We start from the raw sequence: 22,799 nt of genomic DNA, 5'->3' as shown, positions 1-22,799 counted from the left end.
ATTCAGCGACTCCAGTAAAGGGCCAGGGGATTGTCGACCAGCAGCTTGCGCTGCAGCTCGGCGGTGGGTGCGATACGCGGGATGAAGTCAACCAGCTTGCCGTCATCCGGCATGTGCGATTTCATGTTCGGGTGCGGCCAGTCGGTGCCCCACAACACGCGCTCGGGAAATGTTTCCACGACACGCCGTGCAAAGGGCACCACGTCGTCATAAGCATCCGGTCCGCTGTTCGACAGGCGTTCCGGACAGCTCACTTTCGACCAGAAGTTCGGATGTTCTCGCAGCAATCGGATGAACAGCTCGAACTCGGGGCCGTCGACCGGCTTGGAAACGTCGGGCCGCCCCATGTGATCGACGACCACCGTCGTGGGCAAGGAGGTGAAGAAGTCGTACAGCTCCGGCAGCTCCTGCCCCTCGAAATAGATGACGATGTGCCAGCCCAGCGGCTGGATGCGCTCGGCGATGGAGATCAGCACTTCGCGGGGCGTCGTGTCGACGAGCCGTTTGACGAAGTTGAATCGCACGCCGCGCACGCCGGCAGCATCGAGTGCCTGCAACTCCTCATCGGTCACGTCCGGTTTGACCGTCGCCACGCCGCGAGCCCGACCATTGGAGGCTCTGAGAGCATCTACCAGCGCCCGGTTATCGGCGCCGTGGCAGGTGGCCTGCACAATCACATTGCGCTCGAAGCCGAGATAGTCACGCAACTCCCACAGCTTCTCTTTCGGCGCGTCGCATGGCGTGTACTTGCGCTCCGGCGCATACGGAAACACATCGCCGGGACCGAAGACGTGACAGTGTGCGTCCACCGCGCCCGGCGGCGGGCGGAAGGTGGGCTTGCTGGGCGACGGATGAAACACCAGCCAGTCGCGATCCATCTGAAATGCCGTCATGTGTGCGTGGCCTCCATCAAAGACCACGGGCCTCGAGGATCGCATCCAGCCGTGGGAACACCCTGCGAGCATTGCCTTCGAAGATACGAAGCTTGTCGGCCTCGGAAATGCTCAAAGCGTCGATGTAGCGCTTGGTGTCGTCGAAGTAGTGACCGGTCTCGGGATCGATGCCTCGCACCGCCCCGACCATTTCCGAGCCGAACAGGATGTTATCGATGTCGATGACCTTCACCAGCAGGTCGATGCCCGGCTGGTGATACACGCAAGTGTCGAAGAACACGTTCTTCATGACGTGCTGATCCAGCGGCGGACGCTTCAGCATGTCGGCCAGGCCGCGATAGCGGCCCCAATGATAAGGCACCGCTCCACCGCCGTGCGGAATGATGAAACGCAGGGTCGGAAAATCCTTGAACAGATTGCCCTCGATGAATTGCATGAACGCCGTCGTGTCGGCGTTGATGTAGTGCGCGCCGGTGGCATGGAAATTCGGGTTGCAGGATGCAGAGACGTGAATCATGGCCGGCACGTCCAGCTCGACCATCTTCTCGTAGAACGGATACCAGTGCTTGTCCGTCAGCGGCGGTGCCGTCCAATGCCCGCCCGAGGGGTCGGGATTCAGGTTGCAACCGACGAACCCCAGCTCCTTCACGCACCGCTCCAGTTCGCTGACCGAACGTGAGACCGGCACGCCGGGCGATTGCGGCAGCTGGCACACGCCAACGAAATTCTCCGGGTACAGGTCCACTACTCGCTTGATCAGATCGTTGCAGGCGCGAGTCCACTGTTGCGACACCTGCTCATCGCCGACGTGATGCGCCATGGCCGAGGCGCGTGGCGAGAAGATCGTGATGTCGGCGCCGCGCTCCTTCTGCAGCTTGAGCTGATTCTTCTCGATGGTTTCGCGAATCTCGTCATCGCTGATGCGGGCAGGCGTCGGCTGCGGCGCCAGGGGATCCTTCAGACGCGCAAGCTGCTGGTCCCGAAACTTCTGGTGAGCGTCCGGTGCCGTCGTGTAGTGGCCGTGACAATCGATGATCATGAAACCTTCTCCACCTGGTCACGCTCCTGTGCACGTGCCAGTACCGCATCCAACATTGCTTCCAGTTCTTCTATCGAGGCCGATTCGCGGAAGGCCGCCGCCCAATCCTGACGTTGCGCTGAAGCCGCGCTCATGTGCGGCTGCAAACCCGCCTCGCTCACCGTTTGCGCCACCTCCCGCATCTCCTCGGCGCGACGACGCCCATGTATGAGTGAGCGAGAAATCATGTAGCGCGCCAGCGATGGCCAATCCGTCCCGGGGAACAAGTTCCGCAACGAATCGATAACGGTCGACTCCACGCCATAGTGACGCGCGGCCAGCAGCGATTCGGTGAGCAGCGACTCCATGCCTTTGATCATCACGCTGCGGCACATCTTGGCGGCCGATGCGCGGCCCACTTGATCCGAGAACAGCTCTGCGCCGGAGAAGCCGTATTGTTGCGCCAGTGGTAAAAACGTCGCGGCATGCCTGCCACCAAACAGCATCGGCGACGCAACGCGCTCGGGCGAAATCGGCGACATGATGGCTGCCTCGACATAACGACCACCGGCCGCGTCGATCAGTTCCGATGCCTGCTTCTTGATGCCGGGCGACACGGAGTTCACGTCCAGGAAATAGGCCTTGCCCTTCAATGCTCCGGCGACGGAGCGAGCAGCGGCAACAGCCTGTGCGGCAGTCACTGCGCTGACGATGAGGTCCGCGTCAGCGACCGCTTCATGGGCATTGCTGGCGACTCGCACGCCAGCGCTCCTGGCAGCACGTAAGCAGGCGCTCTCCGGATTCTTGAACAACAGATCGAATGCAGTGAGTTGCGCGTTGCCGGCCGACTGGAAGTCGGCCGCAAGTATCTGCCCTACTTCGCCAAAGCCCAGCAGACAGATCCGCTGCATGCCGCTCATGATCCGCTCCATACACGGCCGGGTACGAACACTTCGCCGCTCATGAGCTTCCGGGCCGTGCGCAACAAGGCCGAGCGACGTACGTTCACCTTGCCGTCCTCGACCGCAACCTCGATGTCGACCGTGAAAAAACCCGTCGGATGTTCTACCTCGACGCGTTGCGCCGCCTGGTTTCCGGCAAGTTTCGCGATCTGAGCCGCCACCGAACCCGGCGTCACGCAAGCGGTGGCCACACTGACGGCGCCCAGCACGCCGATGGATTCGTGTACCCGGTGCGGAATGAAAGTGCGGGTGGAGATGGCCCCGCCTTGTCGGGGCGGCGACACCAGGCACATTTTCGGGACCGTCTTCTTGGTCACATCGCCCAGGTTCATGCGCGGGCCGATAGCCAGACGAATGGCCTCGATGCGCGACTTCAGCGTGGCGTTGTTTTCCAGTTGCTCCGGCGTTTCATCGCCGGAGATGTCGAAGTCCTCGGCTCGAAGCACGACCACCGGCATCCCGTTGTCGATGCACGTCACCGACACCCCGTTGATTTCATCCTTCACCGAACCGGTGGGCAACAGCGAGCCGCAACTCGATCCGGCAACGTCCAGGAATTCCAGCGGAATGGCCGCGGCCGTTCCAGGTACGCCGTCAATGCGTGCATCGCCTTCGTACTCGACGGCACCGTTGGGTGTGGGTACGTAGGCCACCGCGATGCTTGCCGTGTTCAGCATGTGAATGCGCACTGGCGTTACATCCCCGGCAATGGGCACCAACCCGTTCTCGATCGCCCAAGGCCCGACGCCCGCCAGAATGTTGCCGCAGTTCTGGCTGTCGCTGACCTCGGCTTTGTCGACGACCACCTGAAGGAATAGATAGTCGACATCGGCATGCGCAACGGTGGCTGGACGGATCACGGCAACCTTGCTGGTCAGCGGATGCGCGCCGCCCACGCCATCGATCTGCCGCACATCGGGAGAGCCCATTGCGGCGAGCAGCACGCGATTTCGCAGCGCCTGGTCGGCGGGGAGATCGCGTTCGTGAAAGTACAGGCCCTTCGACGTGCCACCCCGCATCAAGGTGCAAGGAATGCCCTTAAGCATGAGGCCCGGCTCCGCGCCAAAGCAGTCGCAGCCTCATTCGAGGGACTCCACGTACTTCAGCCCCTTCTCCGCAAGGCGCTGACGCATTCCGTAGATATCCAGACCCAGCTCGCCAGCTTTCAAGCGAGCCCGAACCGTCGCTTCCTTCTTCTCGCGCGCTCTGGATTGCTCCAGTACGCTCGCCGCCTTCTCGCGCGGGACCACGCACACGCCATCGTCATCGGCTACGATCACGTCGCCGGGCTTGATGGCAGCGCCGGCACACACGATAGGGACGTTCACGCTGCCCAATGTTTCTTTCACGGTCCCTTGCGCCGAGACATAGCGAGACCACACCGGGAAACCGATGGCCGCCAGGTCTTTCACATCTCGCACGCCGGCTTCGATGATCAAGCCGCGCACTCCGCGGGCCATCAGCGAGCACGCCAGTAGCTCTCCAAAATATCCGGTGTCACACGCCGATGTTGGCGCGACGACCAGAATGTCGCCGTCAGAGCACTGCTCCACCGCGACGTGGATCATCCAGTTGTCGCCAGGAGGAATGCTCACCGTCACGGCCGAGCCTGCGATGCGCGCGCCGGAATAAATGGGGCGCATGTACGAAGCCAGCAAACCCGTGCGGCCCTGCGCCTCGTGCACGGTCGCGACGCCGCACTCGGCCAGTCCATCGATCACGCTACGATCGGCACGCTGAAATTTGGTGACGACTATCGACATTCGATCCTCCGCCTCATCCTGCAGTCTGCAGCGGGCCTGCTTACCGAGCCAATTCAATTTCCAGTCGAGCTATTAGCGAACGCTATAGATCCGTTGCGCTGATAAGCCTGGCTGTCTTGCCATGCGCAACGATCACTCGGCCGGTCGGCGAAAGAAACTCAGACCCACCACGGCTGCGCCGGCGAGTACCGCGACGGGCACCATGTACTGAACGACACCGCTCGCGCTCGTGCCCGAGCCCAGCAGAATGCCAGCCAGCAGCGGTCCGACGATCGAACCGACACGCCCCACCGCGACGCTCGCACCCGAGCCAGTGCCTCTTACGCTCTTTGGGTAATAAGTGGCCGCGACTCCATAGAGTGCGTAATTCGCGCCGAGCAGGAAGAAGCCCGCCGCGGCGCTCAATACCACCGTTGCTGCCAAACCTTTCGCTGCGCTCAGGGCGATCAGAGATACGATCAAACCGGCGTAGGCCGCCGCCATCGGCCAGCGGACATCCATGCGATCCACCAGCTTGCCGAAGACCAGTGCGCCGGCGACGCTGGCCCAGTTGAACGCCAACGATGCCTGCGGCGCCACGGCTTTATCCAACCCGTTCGCCGTAACCAGCGTGGGTAGCCAATTCAAGATGAGATAAAGAATCAGCAAGGTCGGCAGGAATGCCAGCCAGAGCAATAGCGTGACCGGCGTGCGCCCCTCGGCCGTCAATGCGTCGACGACGTTGGTTCGTGGAGCCTCGCCCGCGGACTTGGTCAGCGTCTCGGGCATGAGAAAATAAATGGTCGGTGCAAGCAGCAACGGCAGAATTCCGCCGATCTCGAACAGCACTCGCCAATCGAAACCCTCCGGCAGCAACTGCGTGAGCAGCGCCGATGTACCGCCGCCCACGGGCATGCCACAGAACACAGCGGCAGCCGTCGATGCTCGCTTCTCCGGTGCGCTCACCTCGGCGGCCAGCGCCATCATGTTCGGCAGCGCAGCGCCAAACCCCAGGCCGGCGCACAACCGCACCACAAACATCGCTTCGAACGTGCCGACCAGCGAGGTCAACAATGTGAAGATGCCGAAGGAGACGACCGCGCCAATGAACACTGGTTTGCGTCCGACCACGTCGGCCAGCCAACCGCCGAAGCTGGCGCCGATCACCAGTCCGATATTGCTGATCGAGAAGACCCAGCCGAGTTGCTCCGGCTTGAAACCGAACTCGGGTACCAGGCGTGGCGCCGCGACGCCCATCGCCTGGATATCGAATCCCTCGACTACGGCGACCAGGAAGCACAGAGCCACCGTGATGCCCACGCTGGGTGCTGCCACCGCGGCCGCGGTCCGCTGTTCAAGCATTGCAATCCCCCGATGCCGGCTAGATGGGCTCGCCGGCGACAAACCTCGTTTATTCCAGCATTCTGTGGCAACGAGGCGGCTCCCGCCTATTCAATGTCGCGTCGGGGTATCAGGAATTGCTATAGTCGCATCGGCAAGCCGTGCCACGCCCATGACGCTGCCGAATCTACGCCATCTGCAAGCCTTTCACGAGGTTGTCGCGACTGGAAGCATCAGCGCGGCGGCGCTGCGGATGCATTTGACTCAATCGGCGGTGACGCAGGCCATTGCTGCGATCGAACGGCATTTCGGCGTTTCATTGTTCACGCGGCATCCAACGGGGATGCAGCCCACCGCTGCCGGCCGGATCTGTGACGAGCGCGTCCAGCGAGCCCTGACTCAACTGCGCGACGGGCTCCAGGAACTGGCCGGCTCCGAGCTTGGCGCGGCCGAACGCGAACAGCTGTTTCGGCGGATCACTGGAGCCCAGCTCAGCTCGCTGGTCAAGCTGGTGGAGTTCCGCAACTTCACCCACGCTGCCCGGGCCAGCGGTGTTTCGCAACCAACCATGCATCGCGCCGCCCGGACGTTGGAACAGACTCTGGGTGCAACACTGTTCGAGAAGACCAGCTATGGCGTCGTGCCCACGCGCGAAGCAGAGAAGCTGTCGCGTCGTGCACACCTAGCCTTCGTCGAGATCACGCAGGCTCGGGCGGATATCGACGCACTGCGCGGACGCGAATCCGGACGCACTGTGATTGGCGCCATGGCGCTGGCCCGCAGCTTCATTCTGCCGAGCGCACTGATCGCCTTTACACGGGAACACCCGGAGCATGCCGTCTCCATCATGGAAGGCACATACGAAAATCTGCTCGCCGGCTTGCAATCCGGCCAGGTCGACTTCCTGATCGGCGCGCTGCGCGAATCACGCCCGAGCGCCGGCATCGTCCAGGAACACTTGTTCAACGACCCATTGTCCATCGTCGTCCGCGCCGGCCATCCCCTGGCTCACAAGCGCAAACTCACAGCGAGGGATTTGGACGCCTACCCCTGGATCGCACCTCGCGCCAGCTCACCGCTGCACGCCCACTTCGACGCGCTGTTCAACGACCTGGGACTCGAGCCGCCGCAGCGCTTCATCGAATGCAACTCCCCCGGCGCAGCGCGCGCCTTCCTGATGGAAGGCGATCACATGATGCTGTCGTCAACCAACCAGGTTCACTACGAGTTGCAAGCGGGAATGTTGGTGTGCCTGCCCCACCCGGCAGGAAAAGTCCTGCGCAGCATCGGCCTGACGGTCCGCGACGACTGGCGCCCCACGCAAGCGCAAGCGCGCCTGCTGGCCATCCTCCGAAGTTTGACCGCCACGCACTGAATATCTGGCGATCCAGCCTCGGCGATAGCAACTGCTACATGCGAACGAACGGCGCGAACGGCGTCATCGCCGAGCGACGAAAAACGCTCTCAGCATGGCCGCACACTCTTCCCCCAGCACGCCCGACTCGCACTCCAATCTATGGTTCAGTGCTGAATTCTGAGTGACGTTGAAGACAGAGCCGGACGCGCCGGCACGAGGATCGCTCGCGGCGTAAACCAACCGTTTTACGCGAGCATGAACCATAGCGCCGGCGCACATGGCGCACGGTTCGAGCGTGACGTACAGCGTCGTGTCCAACAAACGGTAGGTCGAGAGGTTCAGAGCCGCCGCGCGCAGCGCAATGATCTCGGCGTGAGCCGTGGGATCGTTGGTGCTGATCGGCCGGTTCCAGCCTTCCCCGATGATGACGCCGTCCTTGACGATCACCGCGCCAACCGGCACTTCTCCCGCACGTTCGGCCTCGCGCGCCAGCTCCGCGGCGCGCGCCATGAACATTACGTCAGCTTCAGACGCCATCGAAGAAATCGACCACTCCCGTTTCGAGGGAATATTCCGCGCCGACCACCAGCAAGCCTTCGTGTCGAATCAACTGCTCGAGCACTGCCGAGCCATGTCTCAGATGATCGACCGATGCGCGCACGTTGGCGCGCACCGCGCGACCAATCAAGCTGGGCATGTCGTCCTTCAATTCAGTTCTCATGAGCTCTTGCACGGACGGCCGCACGCGGTCGACGATCGAACGCAGATTGATCGACTGATTCTCCGCGGGCCGCTGCAATTCCTCGACCGTGGCGAGCACCGCGCCACAACGAGAATGCCCCAACACAACCACCAGCCGCGTGTTGAAGCGCGAAGCCGCGAACTCGACACTGCCGACTTGTGAAGGCGCCACGACATTGCCTGCAACGCGAATGACAAACAGGTCGCCCAGGCCCTGATCGAAGACCAGCTCGGCGGGAACGCGCGCGTCGGAACAGCCGAGGATGATGGCGATTGGCTCCTGCTGCTGGGTGAGCTCGACCTTGCGAGCCAGGTGCATTTCGCCGCTGCTGACGCTGGCAACGAAGCGACGATTACCATCGCGCAGCCGCTGCAGCGCTTCTTGAGCCGGGATCATTCGTCCACGTCCTCCGGACCGGTCGTGGACCGGCGTGCTTAAGGATTATCGAAGCGGAATTGTAGCGTCCGCGCATGCTCGGGTCGCGGGGGATTCGAGTTAGCGAAGCAGCCGTCCCTAACTCATGCTCGGAAGCAGCCGCTGTAGAACATCGCGATAGATGCTTACTAGCAACTCCGGCGCCGCAATCTGTTCGGTGACGCTGCGAAAAGCGCTACCCTCCGACAGCACTGCGACGAATTCCACACGGGCGGCGGCTTCGTCCGGAGTCAGCTCGGGATTTTTGGCACAAACCAGTGCCACGGCCTGGTCGCGCAAGCGCCGGTCCGCGGACCGAACGATTTCGGCGACCGCCGGATTGCGAGTGGCCTCGGCAGTGATTTCGAGCAACAGAACGCGTTCGCTGCGCTCGTCCTCGGAGGAAAAATAGTTGCGATGGGCGAAGCGTGCCGCGAAATCCACCTGCTTGTGGGTGTCCATCATCCACTCCAGGCGGCGCGCGACGATGCGCTCGACGATGGCGTGAACGATGGCCTCTTTGCTGGCGAAATAGCGGTAGATCTGACCGACGCTCATGCGGGCTTCAGCGGCGATCTGACCCATGCTGGCCGCGTGAAAACCGTGACGCACGACGCAGGCGAGCGCCGCCGAGACGATTTCGTCGCGGCGGCGCTGATCCCGTAACTCTTTGTCAGGACGCTTTTTTTCCTTGACTGCGGACATGGTCACAATGTTTTACAAGCGGCCTCTGGGCGTTTGCCCGCGGGCCCGGCATAATATTGAGAATGAACGTTCATACTCAATTTGTCGCAGATTAGTCCAATGGCTTTTCCCCTGTCCAGTCCGGTGGCCCGCTCCACGGGATACCCATCCGCCGCCTATAGTCCGCTGCGTGGCCGTCCAGCCTCATCGACTTGCCATCCGATGGGTGTCCAGCTGCATCCTCAGCCTTTTGGGAGTCCAACCTTGACCCGGCTCGTGCTGCTGTTTGCCAGCCTGGCGCTGACCGCGATCCTGGCCGGCTGCGGACAGAAGCAGGCCGGCGGTCCGCAGCGGCAGGCGCCTGAGGTAGGTTTCATCACCGTGCAGGCCGAGCCGCTGGTATTGCAGTCGGAGCTGGCGGGTCGCACGACTTCTTATCTGGTCTCGGATGTGAGGCCACAAGTCTCGGGGATCATCAAATCGCGCCGCTTCGAAGAAGGCACGCAGGTCAAGGCCGGCCAGGTGCTTTATGAAATCGATCCGGCGCCCTATGAAGCCGCCGTCGCGCAGGCCAAGGCCTCGCTTGCGAACGCCCAGGCCGCAGTCGAAGCGGCCCGCTTGAAAGATCAACGCTATAGCGAGCTGCTCGCTATCGAAGGCGTATCCCAGCAGGAAGCCGACGATGCGAAGGTGGCCCATCAGCAGGCGGTAGCCTCTGTCGCGCAGATGCAGGCGACGCTTGCGAGCGCGCAGATCAACCTCGACTACACCAAAGTGCGCGCTCCCATCTCGGGCCGCATCGGCAAATCCTCAGTGACTCCAGGCGCGTTGGTAACCGCCAATCAAGAAACGGCCCTGGCGACCATTCGCACGCTCGATCCCATCTACGTCGACATGACGCAATCGAGCGCCGAGCTGTTGAAGCTGCGCCGGTTGATTGGCGAGAGCGGCATGAAGTCGGGCCGCGCCACCGTCAGTCTCAAGCTCGAGGACGGGTCTGAATACTCCCACCACGGCTCCATGAAGTTCGCGGAAGTGGCGGTCGACATCTCCACGGGCTCCGTCACGTTGCGTGCAGAATTCCCCAATCCCGATAACGTGCTGCTGCCGGGAATGTATGTCCGCGCCGTGCTTGATCAAGCGGTGAAAACCTCCGCGATTCTCGCACCTCAGCAAGGCATTACGAGGGACTTGAAAGGTAACGCTACTGCGCTCGTGCTCACGGCCGACAACAAAGTGGAGCAGCGCACGTTGGTGGCCGAGCGCGCCATTGGCGATCGCTGGTTGATCAGCGAGGGTCTCGCCGAGGGCGATCGGCTGATCATTGAAGGCACCAGCAAGGTCCGCGTCGGCGATGCTGTCACTCCTGTGGACCTGGGATCCGGCCGGCGAGCAGCTGCCGCCGAACCGCCTGCGACCACGACGGAAGGCTGACCATGCTCGCCAAATTTTTTGTCGGGCGTCCCATCTTCGCCTGGGTTATCGCCATCGTCATCATGTTGGCCGGCAGCGCGGCAATCACGTCGCTGCCGATCGCGCAGTATCCCGACGTCGCGCCGCCTACCATTGCGATCAGCGCCAGCTACACGGGTGCCTCGGCGGAAACCGTCGAGAACAGCGTGACGCAGATCATCGAGCAGCAGCTCACCGGCCTCGACGGCTTGCTGTACTTCTCTTCTTCGAGCAGCTCCGACGGTCGCGCCAGCATTCAAGTCACATTCGACCAGGGCACCAATCCCGATACTGCCCAGGTGCAGGTCCAGAACAAGGTGCAGCAGGCACTGCCACGCTTGCCCAACTCCGTGCAGCAGCAAGGCGTGACCGTGGTGAAGTCCCAAAACGACTTCCTCATGATCGTAGCCATATCCGATACGAACGATCGCGCCACCGAGAGCGACCTGGCCGACTACATGGTCAGCAACATGCAAGATCCGATTGCGCGCGTGCACGGCGTGGGCGGTGTGCAAGTGTTCGGCTCGCAATATGCGATGCGCATATGGCTCGATCCCGCCAAGTTGCTTTCCTATAACCTGATGCCGAGCGACATACGCGCGGCAATCGAATCGCAGAACACCCAGGTCTCCGCCGGCAAGATCGGCGGCATGCCGAGTCTGGACAATCAACAACTCAATGCCACCGTCACCGCGCAATCCAAGCTGCAGACCCCGGAGCAGTTCCGCGCCATCATCGTGAAGCACGATTCGAGCGGCGCCACGGTTCGTCTCGGCGACGTTGCCCGCGTGGAGCTGGGTAGTGAGAGCTACGACGCCGTGCCGCGCTCGAATGGACACCCAGCCACCGGCCTGGCCGTCAAACTCGCGCCGGGCGCGAATGCGCTCACAACTGCCGAGGATGTGCGCAAAGTCATCGACGAGCTGCGCCCCTCGCTGCCGCAAGGCTATGTAATCACCTACCCGCGCGACAGCACAGCCTTCATCAAGATCTCCATTGAAGAAGTGGTGAAGACGCTGATCGAGGCCATCGTGCTGGTGGTCATCGTGATGTTCGTGTTCCTGCAGAACTGGCGCGCCACATTGATTCCGGCGATCGCGGTGCCGGTGGTGCTGCTCGGCACGTTCGGCGTGCTGCAGGTGTTCGGCTACTCCATCAACACCCTGACCATGTTCGCCATGGTGCTGTCCATCGGCCTGCTGGTGGACGACGCCATCGTGGTCGTGGAGAACGTCGAACGCATCATGCGCGAGGAAGGTCTCGACCCGCGCGCGGCAACCATGCAGTCGATGAGCGAGATCACGCCCGCCCTGATCGGCATCGCCACCGTGCTCTCGGCGGTGTTCCTGCCGATGGCGTTCTTCAGTGGCTCCACGGGCGTGATCTATCGGCAGTTCTCCATCACCATCGTGTCATCGATGCTGCTGTCGGTGGTCGTAGCGTTGGTGCTGACACCGGCGCTGTGCGCGCAACTGCTCAAGCCCGTGCACGCCGAACCCACGCAGCGCGGTTTCTTCGGCTGGTTCAACCGCACATTCGATCGCGCGGTAGCACGCTATGAACACGGCGTGGTCAAAGTGTTGAAACGGCCACTGCAAGGCATGTTGGTGTTCGGCGCCATCGTGGGGCTGATGGGCCTGTTGCTGCTACGCCTGCCGACCAGCTTCCTGCCCGATGAGGACCAGGGAACGGTGATGGTGCAGTTCACGCTGCCGCCGGGCGCCTCCATTTCACGCACGCTCGAGGTCGCCAAGGCCATCGAGAAATATTTCATGGAGCACGAGAAGAACAACTTCACCACCATATTCACGCTGTCCGGCTTCAACTTCAGCGGCAGCGGCCAGAACGCCGGCATGGCGTTCGTGAACCTGAAGAATTGGAGCGAACGCAAAGGCGCCGAGAACCGCGCCGACAACATCGCGCGTCGTGCCACCATGGCGCTATCGACGATCCGCGATGCGCAGGTGTTCTCGCTGAACCCGCCGTCCATCTCTGGCCTCGGCCAATCCGGTGGCTTCGAGTTCCAACTGCAGGCCAACGCCGGCGTGAGTCGGGAAACGTTGCGAGAAATGCGCGACCAATTGCTCGCGAGTGCCCGGGCCGACGCCACGCTCACTTCGGTGCGCCTCGGCAGCTTGCCGGATACACCGCAGCTTCATGTGGAGATCGATCAAGCCAAGGCCAGCTCGCTGGGCTTGTCACTGGCGGATGTGAACACTTCGCTGAGCGCCGCCTGGGCCGGCATCTACGTGAACGACTTCATCGATCGTGCCCGCGTCAAGCGAGTGTATATGCAAGCCGACGCGCCATTCCGGTCTGCGCCGGAAGATCTGGGGCGTTGGTACGTGCGCGGCGAGAACGGAACGATGACGCCCTTCTCCGCATTCGCGACCACGAGATGGACGTATGGTCCCGAGAACCTGAGCCGTTACAACGGCCTCGCCTCGTATTCGATTCAAGGCGCGGCGGCTCCGGGCGTGAGCTCGGGCACCGCGATGGACAAGATGGAGGAACTGGCTGGACAGCTGCCTGCCGGTGCAGGCTTCGATTGGAGCGGACTGTCGTATCAGGAACGATTGGCGGGCGGCCAGAAGGCCCTGCTCTACAGCATTTCCATCCTGGTCGTGTTCCTGTGTCTGGCGGCGCTGTACGAAAGCTGGTCGGTGCCATTCTCCGTCATGCTCGTCATCCCGCTCGGTATCGTGGGTGCCGTGCTCGCTGCCACGTTGCGAGGCCTGGAGAACGATGTCTATTTCCAGGTGGCGCTGCTGACCACCATGGGTCTGTCGGCGAAGAACGCCATCCTGATCGTGGAGTTCGCCGAGTCGGCCTACATGCGCGGCGCGAGCTTGATGGATGCAGCGATCGAAGCCGCGCGCTTGCGTCTGCGACCCATCATCATGACTTCGCTGGCGTTCGTCGCCGGCGTGACGCCCTTGGCCGTGTCCTCCGGAGCGGGCGCGAACAGCCGTATCTCCATCGGTACTGGCGTGGTCGGCGGCACGTTGACCGCAACGGCGCTCGCGATCTTCCTGGTTCCCCTGTTCTTCGTCCTGGTGCGCAAGCTGTTCAAGGAACGTCCGCAGGAAGCTCAGGAGCTCGCAGTAAACCCCGGCGCCAGCGGCGAAGGAGCACAGCATGCGTAAGCAAGCTCTAACGTTCGCTCTGAGCACAGCCGTTGCGGTAGCCCTGGCGGGTTGCACCATGGCTCCTCGCTACGAGAGGCCAGCGGCACCCGTGGCAGATACGTGGCCCACCGGCGCGGCCTACGACCCTGCGCAGGCCGGAGAAACAACTGCGGCGGATTTGCCGTGGCGCGAGTTCATCCGAGAACCGAAGTTACAACAAGTGATCGAGCTGGCGCTCGCCAGCAACCGCGATCTGCGCAGCGCTCTGGCCAATATCCAGGCAGCGCGAGCGCAGTACCGAATACAACGCGCTGATCTGCTCCCGCGGATCGATGGTGACATCAACGCTACCCGCGCCAAGAACGTCAACCAGTTCAGCAGCACCGGCACCCCCATCGAGACCGAGTTCTACACGGCCAATGTCGGCTTGAGCGCGTTCGAGATCGATCTGTTCGGCCGCGTGCGTAGCTTGTCCCGAGCCGCGTTGGAATCGTATCTCGCCACCGAGCAAGCGGCGCGCGCCACACGCATCAGCTTGATCGCCGAGACCGCGAGCGCCTATCTGACATTGGCCGCGGACAGCAGCCAGCTCGAACTGTCCCGCCGAACCGTGGAAAGCGCACAGCGCACCATGGAAGTGACCCGCAAACGTTTGGAAGCCGGCGTCTCGTCGCGGTTGGATGTGCGGCAAGCCGAGACCATTTATCAGCAAGCTCGTGCGGACCTCGCAAGCACGACCGCGCTGATCGCACAGGACCGCAACGCTCTGGAACTGCTGGTGGGCGGTCGCCTTCCCGACGAACTGCTGCCGGCCGAGCTGCCGGACCATCACCAATGGCTGGCCGATGTGCCGGCTGGACTGTCGTCATCAGTGCTGTTGTCGCGCCCCGATGTGTTGCAGGCGGAGCATCAACTCAAATCGGCCAACGCGAACATCGGCGCGGCACGCGCTGCGTTCTTCCCGAGACTGTCGTTGACCGCGAGCACCGGACTGGCAAGCACGGAGCTGTCGGACCTGTTCAGCGATGGCGCCTCGATCTGGTCGGTGGGTCCGAGCCTCACGCTGCCCATCTTCAACGGCGGCGCCAACGTCGCAAACCTGCAGTACGCCAACGCGCAGCGCGATTTATATGTTTCGCAATACGAGCTGGCCATCCAAACGGCATTCAAGGAAGTGGCCGACGCCCTCGCCGTTCGCGGCACGATCCAGGATCAGCTGGATGCACAACGCGCGCTGGTCGATGCCGCGGCCGATAGCTACCAGCTCGCGGAAGCACGCTATTCCAAGGGTGTAGATACGTTCTTGAATGCGCTGGATGCGCAGCGCGTTTTGTATAACGCCGAGAAGTCGCTGGTATCGGCTCGATTGACTGCGAGCGACAATATCGTGACGTTGTACCGCGTGCTGGGCGGCGGACTCGCCGGCGAAGAATGATGAGTTCGCGCCCGGCCGCCGTTGCGCGGCCTGGCGTAGTGTAATCTGCGACATCCCAATCGATCCCCGAGCACATTCATGAGCGAGTCCACCTATCTGCAACTGCGATCGCTGATCACGGCCGGCGGCGAGCTGCAGCTATCACTACGCGAGACGAAGATTCCCGAGCCGGGGGCGGACGAGGTGCTGATCCGGGTGCTCGCCTCCCCCATCAATCCCTCGGACCTGGCCCTGCTGCTAGGACCGGCCGACTTATCGACCGCCCGCGCGGGCGGCACGGCAGAGAGTCCGACGTTCACCGCGAAAGTGCCTGCGAACCTCATGAAGGGCATCGCTGCGCGCATCGACCAGTCCATGATCGTCGGCAATGAAGGTGCTGGAGTCGTCGTGAAAGCTGGCGCCGATGCGCAGAGCCTCTTGGGAAAAACGGTTGCGGTTCTTGGCGGCGGCATGTACGCGCAGTATCGCGTCGCGAAAGCCGCTGCATGCCTGGCGCTACCGGCAGGCACCACAGCGGCCGAAGGCGCCTCGTGCTTCATCAATCCGCTCACCGCGCTCGGCATGGTCGAAACCATGCGCCGCGAGAATCACACCGCACTCGTCCACACGGCCGCAGCCTCCAACCTCGGGCAGATGCTCAACAAGATCTGCCAGAAGGACGGAATCCCGCTGGTGAATATCGTGCGCAACGCCGAGCAGGCGGACACACTTAGAAAGCTCGGTGCCAGGTACGTTTGCAACAGCACCTCGGCCAACTTCATGGATGAGCTCACTGATGCGATCGCCGCAACGGGCGCCACGCTCGCCTTCGATGCCGTGGGTGGCGGCAAGCTGGCCAATCAAATCCTGATCTGCATGGAGGCTGCCATCAATCGCAAGAGCACCACTTACAACCGCTACGGCTCGCCAGTCCACAAGCAGGTGTACTGCTATGGCGTGCTCGACACGCGTCCCATCGAGATCGATCGGACCAACGTCGGCATGGCGTGGGGCGTCGGCGGCTGGCTGCTGACCTGGTTCCTGGAGAAGATTGGCCCGCAAGCCACACAAAAACTGCGCGAGCGGATCGCGGCCGAGTTGAAGACCACGTTTTCGAGCCATTACACGGCGGAGCTTTCACTGGCAGAGGCCCTGCGCCCCGATGTGATCAATGCATACAACCGGCGAGCGACCGGAGAGAAGTACCTGATCAATCCCAACAAGGGCCTGCAGTAACAGCGCCGATGAACCACAGCCTCCGCCCCGCGGCCGAAGACTCGCCTGTATTGTTCAATGAAGTTGCCCTGCGTGGCGGTCAGCGCCTGGGCTTTGCCCGGCTCAATAGAGAGAAGGCGTTGAATGCGCTGTCGATCGACATGTTTCGTCTATTGCATCCGCAATTGCGCCGCTGGGCCGACGATCCGCGGATCGCCTGCGTGATCCTGCACGGCGCGGGCGACAAGGCATTCTGTGCCGGCGGCGACATTCGCAGCGTGTACCACGCCATCCAGGCATATTCCGGTCCGCCGCCGAACCCGACGGCGCTGGAGCTGTTCCGCGACGAGTATCGATTCGACTACTTTCTGCATCGATATCCCAAACCGCTGCTGGTCTGGGGCAGCGGCATCGTGCTCGGCGGCGGGCTCGGATTGATGGTGGGTGCGAGCCATCGCGTCGTCACCGAGACATCGCGCGTCGGCATGCCCGAAATCAGCATCGGCTTCTTTCCCGATGTTGGCGGCAGCTGGTTTCTGCAGCGAATGCCCGGGCGCACGGGACTGTTCCTGGCGTTGACTGGCGCGCAGATCAATGGACACGATGCGATCATGGGCGGGCTCGCAGATTATTTCATTCGCTCGACCGATCGCGACGCGTTGTTTGCTCACTTGTCGGATGCCCCCTGGTCGTCGGACGCGAGCGCCAATCGCGAAGTGCTGACTGCCCTGCTGCAGGAATTTACTGGTCCCGCAGCGAGTCTGTTGCCAGCTTCACACTTGCAGCAGCATCGCGAGCTCATCGACTCATTCTGTCGCGGCGAGTCCGTGAAGGATATCGTTGCGCGGATCACACGCTACGAGGGTGAGGACGAATGGCTGAAACGCGCGGCTGCGACATTGGCCACAGGCTCGCCAACATCCGCTGCGCTCAGTTTCGAACTGCAGCGGCGGGCGAAGACGCTCGATCTGGCCGACACCTTCCGCCTCGAGCTGACCGTCACCATGCAATGCTGTGCTCACCCGGATTTCAGCGAAGGTGTGCGCGCGCTGCTGATCGACAAGGACCGCAAGCCACGATGGCAGCCCGCCACGCAGGCCGAAGTCACCGACGAATGGGTCGCGCAACACTTCGTCGAGCCGGCATGGCCGGGCTCCACACATCCACTAGCGGACCTCTGAATAGCGCCGCCATCGCAGCCAGCGCCGCTTCATGAGCGAATGTCAGCTCTTGGGCGGCGGCGGAATATTCAGGCCGGCCTGCACCGCCGGCCGATCCAAAAAGGCATTGAGCACCCGCTGCACATTCGGGAAATTCTTGAAGCCCACCAGATCACCCGCTTCGTAGAACGTCACGAGGTTGCGCACCCACGGGAATATGGCAATGTCCGCGATGCTGAATTGGTCGGCGACCATCCAGGTTCTGCCTTCGAGGTGCTTCTCGAGCACGCCGAGCAGGCGCTTCGACTCGTTTACGTAGCGATCCCGCGGACGCTTGTCCTCGATCTCCTTGCCGGCGAATTTGTGGAAGAACCCCAACTGGCCGAACATCGGGCCGATGCCGCCCATCTGGAACATCACCCACTGAATGACCTGGTAGCGCAGCGCCGCCTCCTGCGGCATCAGCTTGCCGGTTTTCTCCGCCAGATAGATCAGAATGGCGCCCGACTCGAACAGCGGCAGCGGTTTGCCGCCCGGGCCGTTGGGATCGATGATGGCCGGAATCTTGTTGTTCGGATTCAATGACAGGAATTCCGGCGACAGCTGATCGTTGGTGTCGAAGCTCACGCGATGCGCTTCGTATGGCAGGCCCGTTTCCTCCAGCGCGATGGACACCTTCACGCCGTTCGGCGTGTTCAACGAATACAGCTGCAACCGATCCGGATGCCGGGGCGCCCACTTCTTGGTGACGGGAAAGGCGGAAAAATCTGCTGCCATGACGGTCCTCCTGCTGGAGGCGCTATTGTCGCACTATCGACACGCTGGTATGCAGCCGCTTGACGGAATAAGTGTCATGTCAGATTTTCCTGGATCGCGCGTCGTGCGCGATCTGTAAGCGCCCGTCCGCACGGACCAGCGTACGCAGGCTCTTGAAATCCGCGAGCATCGGATGCGATGTCTCGATGGAATGCTGATGCGTGGCCGTGATAACAGCTACCGCCGCGCCCGCCGCCTCTCCGGCGCGGATGCCTGCCGCCGCATCTTCGAAAATCAGGCAATCATTGGCGCTGAATCCAAGCCTGCCTGCCGCCAGCTGATAGCATGCCGGATCGGGCTTGCCTCTCGGAATATCTTCTGCCGTGATGAAGACGCGCGGCGTCGGAAGGCACGCCGCCGCCAAACGGCGAACGGCCAACGCGCGCGGCGCGGAGGTCACGATGGCCCACTGCTCTCCGGGCAACGTCGCGACAAATTCCTTCGCGCCTGGAATAGCGTGGACGCCCTCGACATCCTCGATCTCTGCCAGTGTGATCGCTTCGGCCTCAGCCACCGGGTCCACGCCCGGAATATTCAGCCGGCGCACCGAATCCACCGCGCGACGCCCGTGGATGTCGTGCAAGAACGTCCTGGCATCGATATCGAACCGAGCGGCCCAGCGGGTCCAGACTCTTTCCGCCGCGGCGATGGAGCTGAGCAGCGTGCCGTCCATGTCGAACAGGATGGCCGCGAACGAACGGCCGTCGAACAGATCATCGAGTTGAGTCATCCAGCCTGGATCTCCGCTTGGCGCGCGGTAAAGTAACACACCGCCAGGTGCGCTTCCGGCGACTATCCGGAAACGGGCCCGCCTGTCCGGGGTTCCCCCTGTCCGAGGTGTGTTCTGGCTCCACCTGGCGACGCCGGCGGAGCTCGTGTCAGACTACGCGTTCAATTCCGGCAGGCCCCCGCATGATCATCCACCTGGTCGACGGCACTTACGAGCTGTTTCGTCACTTCTATGGCTTGCGCCGCTTCAACAAGGACAAGCCGCTGGGCGCGGCCAACGGCGTGCTGCACACGGTACTCGAGCTGATCGAACAAGGTGCCACTCACATTGGCGTCGCCACCGATCACGTCATCGAATCCTTCCGGAATCAGATGTGGCCGGGCTACAAGACCGGTGACGGCATCGAGCCCGCGCTGTGGGCGCAATTTCATCCGTTGGAGCGCGCGCTGGTAGCCATGGGTGTAGCAACCTGGCCCATGGTGGAGCTTGAAGCGGACGATGCGCTCGCCTCGGCCGCTTACCTCGCAGTAAATGACGCGCGCGTCGAGAAAGTGTGCATCTGGACGCCGGATAAGGATCTTGGCCAATGCGTGGTCGACGATCGCGTCGTGCAGATGGACCGCAAGAGCAAACAGCTGCGCAATGCCCAGGCGGTGCAGGAAAAGTTTGGCGTGCCTCCTGCGTTGATCCCGGACTTCCTCGCGCTGGTCGGCGACACCGCCGACGGATATCCGGGCATCGAGGGCATCGGCAAGGTGAGTGCCGCCCGTCTGGTCAACAAATACGGCCGCATCGAGGACTTTCCACCCGAATCGCTGAGCGGCGACCGCCTGGCGCTTGCGCTGCTGTTCAAGCAACTCGCAACGCTACGCATCGACGCACCACTGTTCGACAACGTCGATGCGCTTCAGTGGCGCGGCCCGACGCCTGAGTTCACTACATACGCCGAGCAATCCGGCGACAAGCGGCTGCTGGAACGCTGCCAGAAAGCCGCGGCGAAGCTTGCTACCTAGCCTCAACACGAATTTTCGGCCGAGCATGAGATGCGATTCGTTCTGTGTTGACGGCTGACTGACCGCCAGTCACTATTTGGACTCATGACACAGCCGAAGGCGCGAAAGTGAACAGCGCCCGCCTGGTTCGTAAAATCACCACCTTCGTGGAACGCACGCTCGGCATCCATTGAGCGTTGCTTCAAGGAAGCTGGTATCAGCCCTATGATGGCGGTCGCGCGTTCTACACGGCATTGGGGCATCTGCCGGAAACTTACTCCGACGCGCTATTCATGCACCACTTGTATGGCGGCATCTATTGGGCCGCCACAGGCAAGGGCCTCAACTCCCCTTCAGATCGCGAAGGTGCATCGCGAGTAGTACCACTGCACCACTGATCATGACCGCCAGCGCGACATAGCTGGCGTTCTGCGACTGTGCGTATGTGATGCTCGAATAAAGCAGATAGGCGCACATCGCGACAAAGATCAGTGGGAGTACGGGATACCAGGGCACGCGGAACGGCCGCGGCCGTTGCGGGTCGCGCCGGCGCAAGACCAACAGCGCAATGCCGCTGAGCATGAAGAAGAACCAGAACACCGGCGCCGTGAATTCCACCATGGTGGCGAACCCGTCCTTCTCCAGCGCCCCAAACGCGATCAGCGCCAACGCAATCGCCGCCTGGACAATGAAACCTACCACCGGCGCGTGACGCTCGCCTTGCCATCGGCCCATGAAACGCAGCGCCTGCCAGTCCTGAGCCACCGAGTAGTTGCTGCGCGCTCCCACGAGCATGGTGGAGTTCATTGAGGTCAATGCCGCGACAGCGACAGCAACGCCGATCAGCTGGCCACCGATGGGCCCTAGCGCACGCTCGATGACGTCGACGCCGATAGCCCGGCTCGCCTTCAGTTGCTCGAAGCCGAGTCCATGCAACACACCACCGACGAAGATGAGATACGCGAACGTGATGACACCGATGGAGATGACCAGCGTCCGGACGACAGCTCGATGGCCACCACGAACCTCGGCCGAGACATAGGCGGCTTCATTCCAACCGCCGAAGGTCAACAGCACGAACACCATCGCAAGACCGAAAGCACCCTCGCCTTCCGAAGAACTTGCCGCCGCAGCAACCGGTGCAGGTTCCAAAGTCATGCCCGCGACCGCGACCACTAGAACGCCCGTAATCTCCAGCAGCGTCAACGCATTCTGCATTCGTGATGAGCTGCGCAGACCGACAAGATTGATCAGGGTCAGCACGATCACCGCCGTCGCTGCATAGATCGCCGACGAGTAGGCGCCGAGGTTATGCAGACGGCTCAGGTAGTCACCAAGAATAAAACCCAGCAACGCAATCGAACCGGTGCAGATGACCGTGCTGCGCGCCCATGCAAACAAGAAACTGACCTGCTTGCCATACGCGCGAGTGAGAAATGTGTAGTCGCCGCCCGCGCTTGGATAGGCGGTGGCCAACTCTGCGTAGGTCAGCGCACCGATCAGCGAGAGCACGCCTCCCAACACCCACGCTGCCATCATCGCCGTCGGCGAACCGGCAATCCCTGCGACCAGCGAGGGCGTCTCGAATATGCCGGCGCCGATGACGATGCCGACCGTGATCATGGTCGCATCGAAGACGCTCAGTGTCGGCGTGGGTACGCCAGCAGCGCCCCAACTCGATGCCACCTCCTGTGCTGCTCGCTCGCGATCGAAGGTGGAGCTCACCGACGAGTGCCGATGTAGGTGGAGGTCTGGTCGTTGCGAGTGACCTCCGCCTCGATCCGATTGCCCTTCAGCTCTCCCTTGAGCCGGGTGTGTACGTCGCCTTCGGAGAACGTCATCGCGATCTGCGTGCCGCGCAGCTCGCCCTCGGTGAGTGGCTTCTTGCCGGGTCCGGCGGTGCCATTGAGCTTCTGAAATGTCTGCACCAGCTCGACATCGAATCTGTCCTTGCCGCGCTGCTGCTTGAATGTCCACTTACCCTTCGCGTCCGCCGGAACGATCCACAAGTACGCCGAACCGTCACCGGACACCGTGCTCTCATCAGGCTGCCAATTGTCCATGAGGAAGGAATGCGACACGACCCGCGTGCCGGGTTTCATTTTCAAAATGATGGGCCGCAGTCGCAGGTTCAGCTCCGGCAGCAGATACAGCGTGAGCACCGAGGCATCGCTGAAGTCGGTCTCGAAAATGTCGCCCTGGATCACTCTTACTTTGTCGGCGACGCCTTCGGCGCGCACCAGACATTGCGCCAGCCGGGCCATGTCCGGGTTGTATTCGACACCCACCGCGCGTGCGCCGAATTGCTTGGCCGCAGCGATGGCGATCTTGCCGTCGCCGGCACCGAGGTCGTACACCAGGTCGTTCTTGGTAACTTTGGCCATGTCGAGCATGCGCGTGACCAGTGCATCGTTGGTCGGCACCCAGACCACGTCCTTGCCCGGCTGACCGGTGGAGGGTTTGAAGGTTTTCTCGCACGCCGCCCGCGAGCTCTGGTCACTGGGGATTGGCACGCCCTGGGTGGCGCTCTGGGCATCGGCCCGCGCCATGCCAAATATCACTAGTGCGCCCCAACTCAATCCCCAAAGGGCGCCCGAACGGAAAGCCCCAGCGCGCGACCGCGCTTGCGAACGATGGCAGCTCGACATCGGCATGGTCGTCCTCCCCTGGCGCTGTCTGGCCTGAACGCATTGGCTGGCGAGAAAGTTCACCGACAACAACGTCACCAAACGCGGATCG

At 62.3% G+C, this 22,799-nt stretch carries 20 protein-coding genes and 1 pseudogene; 8 read left to right on the top strand and 13 right to left on the bottom strand.

The window, feature by feature from the left end; genetic code table 11:
• Positions 1-2 precede the first annotated feature (2 nt).
• The 6 genes from VGE08_RS14015 to VGE08_RS13990 all read right to left on the bottom strand — a co-directional run bounded on the left by VGE08_RS14015 (position 3) and on the right by VGE08_RS13990 (position 5,977).
• Positions 3-893 (bottom strand): amidohydrolase family protein, encoded by an 891-nt coding sequence (locus VGE08_RS14015; protein WP_331068517.1) that lies wholly within the window; start codon positions 891-893, stop codon positions 3-5.
• 16 nt (positions 894-909) lie between these two features.
• On the bottom strand, positions 910-1,932 hold the full coding sequence (locus VGE08_RS14010) for an amidohydrolase family protein (protein WP_331068516.1): 1,023 nt from the start codon (positions 1,930-1,932) through the stop codon (positions 910-912).
• The gene (locus tag VGE08_RS14005; RefSeq protein ID WP_331068515.1) at positions 1,929-2,831 is read right to left on the bottom strand and encodes an NAD(P)-dependent oxidoreductase; all 903 of its coding nucleotides are present in this window, start codon (positions 2,829-2,831) and stop codon (positions 1,929-1,931) included. The genes VGE08_RS14010 and VGE08_RS14005 overlap by 4 nt, the downstream gene beginning before the upstream one ends.
• Positions 2,828-3,919, bottom strand: coding sequence for a 4-oxalomesaconate tautomerase (locus VGE08_RS14000; RefSeq protein ID WP_331068514.1), 1,092 nt, complete (start codon positions 3,917-3,919; stop codon positions 2,828-2,830). The genes VGE08_RS14005 and VGE08_RS14000 overlap by 4 nt, the downstream gene beginning before the upstream one ends.
• Before the next feature lie 33 nt (positions 3,920-3,952).
• Entirely contained in the window at positions 3,953-4,636 is a 684-nt protein-coding gene (locus VGE08_RS13995) for a 4-carboxy-4-hydroxy-2-oxoadipate aldolase/oxaloacetate decarboxylase (RefSeq protein ID WP_331068513.1), read from the bottom strand.
• A 132-nt stretch (positions 4,637-4,768) separates the two neighbouring features.
• A complete protein-coding gene (locus VGE08_RS13990) occupies positions 4,769-5,977 on the bottom strand; it encodes an MFS transporter (protein ID WP_331068512.1) in 1,209 nt (402 codons plus the stop codon).
• Positions 5,978-6,128: 151 nt separating this feature from the next.
• Between VGE08_RS13990 and VGE08_RS13985 the strand changes: the two genes are divergently transcribed.
• Positions 6,129-7,331, top strand: coding sequence for a LysR family transcriptional regulator (locus VGE08_RS13985; protein ID WP_331068511.1), 1,203 nt, complete (start codon positions 6,129-6,131; stop codon positions 7,329-7,331).
• Positions 7,332-7,394: 63 nt separating this feature from the next.
• On the opposite strand, the gene tadA is transcribed toward VGE08_RS13985, so the two are convergent.
• The 3 genes from tadA to VGE08_RS13970 all read right to left on the bottom strand — a co-directional run bounded on the left by tadA (position 7,395) and on the right by VGE08_RS13970 (position 9,174).
• On the bottom strand, positions 7,395-7,850 hold the full coding sequence (tadA, locus tag VGE08_RS13980) for a tRNA adenosine(34) deaminase TadA (RefSeq protein WP_349258685.1): 456 nt from the start codon (positions 7,848-7,850) through the stop codon (positions 7,395-7,397).
• Positions 7,840-8,451: a carbonic anhydrase gene (locus VGE08_RS13975; RefSeq protein ID WP_331068510.1), complete on the bottom strand. Its 612-nt coding sequence runs from the start codon at positions 8,449-8,451 to the stop codon at positions 7,840-7,842. The genes tadA and VGE08_RS13975 overlap by 11 nt, the downstream gene beginning before the upstream one ends.
• 117 nt (positions 8,452-8,568) lie before the next feature.
• Positions 8,569-9,174 (bottom strand): TetR/AcrR family transcriptional regulator, encoded by a 606-nt coding sequence (locus VGE08_RS13970; protein WP_331068509.1) that lies wholly within the window; start codon positions 9,172-9,174, stop codon positions 8,569-8,571.
• 201 nt (positions 9,175-9,375) lie between these two features.
• Between VGE08_RS13970 and VGE08_RS13965 the strand changes: the two genes are divergently transcribed.
• The 5 genes from VGE08_RS13965 to VGE08_RS13945 all read left to right on the top strand — a co-directional run bounded on the left by VGE08_RS13965 (position 9,376) and on the right by VGE08_RS13945 (position 17,543).
• Complete coding sequence (locus VGE08_RS13965; RefSeq protein WP_414717489.1) at positions 9,376-10,587, top strand: efflux RND transporter periplasmic adaptor subunit; 1,212 nt, start codon at positions 9,376-9,378, stop codon at positions 10,585-10,587.
• 2 nt (positions 10,588-10,589) lie between these two features.
• On the top strand, positions 10,590-13,751 hold the full coding sequence (locus tag VGE08_RS13960) for an efflux RND transporter permease subunit (protein ID WP_331068507.1): 3,162 nt from the start codon (positions 10,590-10,592) through the stop codon (positions 13,749-13,751).
• Positions 13,744-15,168: an efflux transporter outer membrane subunit gene (locus VGE08_RS13955; protein ID WP_331068506.1), complete on the top strand. Its 1,425-nt coding sequence runs from the start codon at positions 13,744-13,746 to the stop codon at positions 15,166-15,168. Before VGE08_RS13960 ends, VGE08_RS13955 begins: the two co-directional genes overlap by 8 nt.
• Positions 15,169-15,246: 78 nt before the next feature.
• Positions 15,247-16,383 carry a zinc-binding dehydrogenase gene (locus VGE08_RS13950; protein ID WP_331068505.1) on the top strand — a complete coding sequence of 379 codons (1,137 nt, stop codon included), beginning with the start codon at positions 15,247-15,249 and terminating at the stop codon, positions 16,381-16,383.
• Positions 16,384-16,391: 8 nt separating this feature from the next.
• On the top strand, positions 16,392-17,543 hold the full coding sequence (locus VGE08_RS13945; protein WP_331068504.1) for an enoyl-CoA hydratase/isomerase family protein: 1,152 nt from the start codon (positions 16,392-16,394) through the stop codon (positions 17,541-17,543).
• 42 nt (positions 17,544-17,585) lie between these two features.
• Here the strand turns inward: VGE08_RS13945 and VGE08_RS13940 are convergent, their stop codons facing one another.
• Positions 17,586-18,299 carry a glutathione S-transferase N-terminal domain-containing protein gene (locus VGE08_RS13940; protein WP_331068503.1) on the bottom strand — a complete coding sequence of 238 codons (714 nt, stop codon included), beginning with the start codon at positions 18,297-18,299 and terminating at the stop codon, positions 17,586-17,588.
• 79 nt (positions 18,300-18,378) lie between these two features.
• Positions 18,379-19,068, bottom strand: coding sequence for an HAD-IA family hydrolase (locus VGE08_RS13935; protein WP_331068502.1), 690 nt, complete (start codon positions 19,066-19,068; stop codon positions 18,379-18,381).
• Between the two features lie 182 nt (positions 19,069-19,250).
• On the opposite strand from VGE08_RS13935, the gene VGE08_RS13930 reads away from it, so the two are divergent.
• The gene (locus tag VGE08_RS13930) at positions 19,251-20,081 is read left to right on the top strand and encodes a 5'-3' exonuclease (RefSeq protein ID WP_331068501.1); all 831 of its coding nucleotides are present in this window, start codon (positions 19,251-19,253) and stop codon (positions 20,079-20,081) included.
• A gap of 188 nt (positions 20,082-20,269) precedes the next feature.
• Positions 20,270-20,458, top strand: a pseudogene (locus VGE08_RS26355) (ThuA domain-containing protein); the annotation flags it as partial.
• Here VGE08_RS26355 and VGE08_RS13925 read toward each other — a convergent pair.
• Positions 20,403-21,785 (bottom strand): APC family permease, encoded by a 1,383-nt coding sequence (locus VGE08_RS13925; protein ID WP_331068500.1) that lies wholly within the window; start codon positions 21,783-21,785, stop codon positions 20,403-20,405. The pseudogene VGE08_RS26355 and the gene VGE08_RS13925 overlap by 56 nt on opposite strands.
• Positions 21,782-22,609 (bottom strand): class I SAM-dependent methyltransferase, encoded by an 828-nt coding sequence (locus tag VGE08_RS13920; protein ID WP_331068499.1) that lies wholly within the window; start codon positions 22,607-22,609, stop codon positions 21,782-21,784. The genes VGE08_RS13925 and VGE08_RS13920 overlap by 4 nt, the downstream gene beginning before the upstream one ends.
• Positions 22,610-22,799 lie beyond the last annotated feature (190 nt).

This window comes from Steroidobacter sp. (assembly GCF_036406195.1).
GTDB lineage: Bacteria > Pseudomonadota > Gammaproteobacteria > Steroidobacterales > Steroidobacteraceae > Steroidobacter.
The sequence above is the reverse complement of the archived record's forward strand: the minus strand, read 5'-3'. Positions and strand labels throughout refer to the sequence as shown.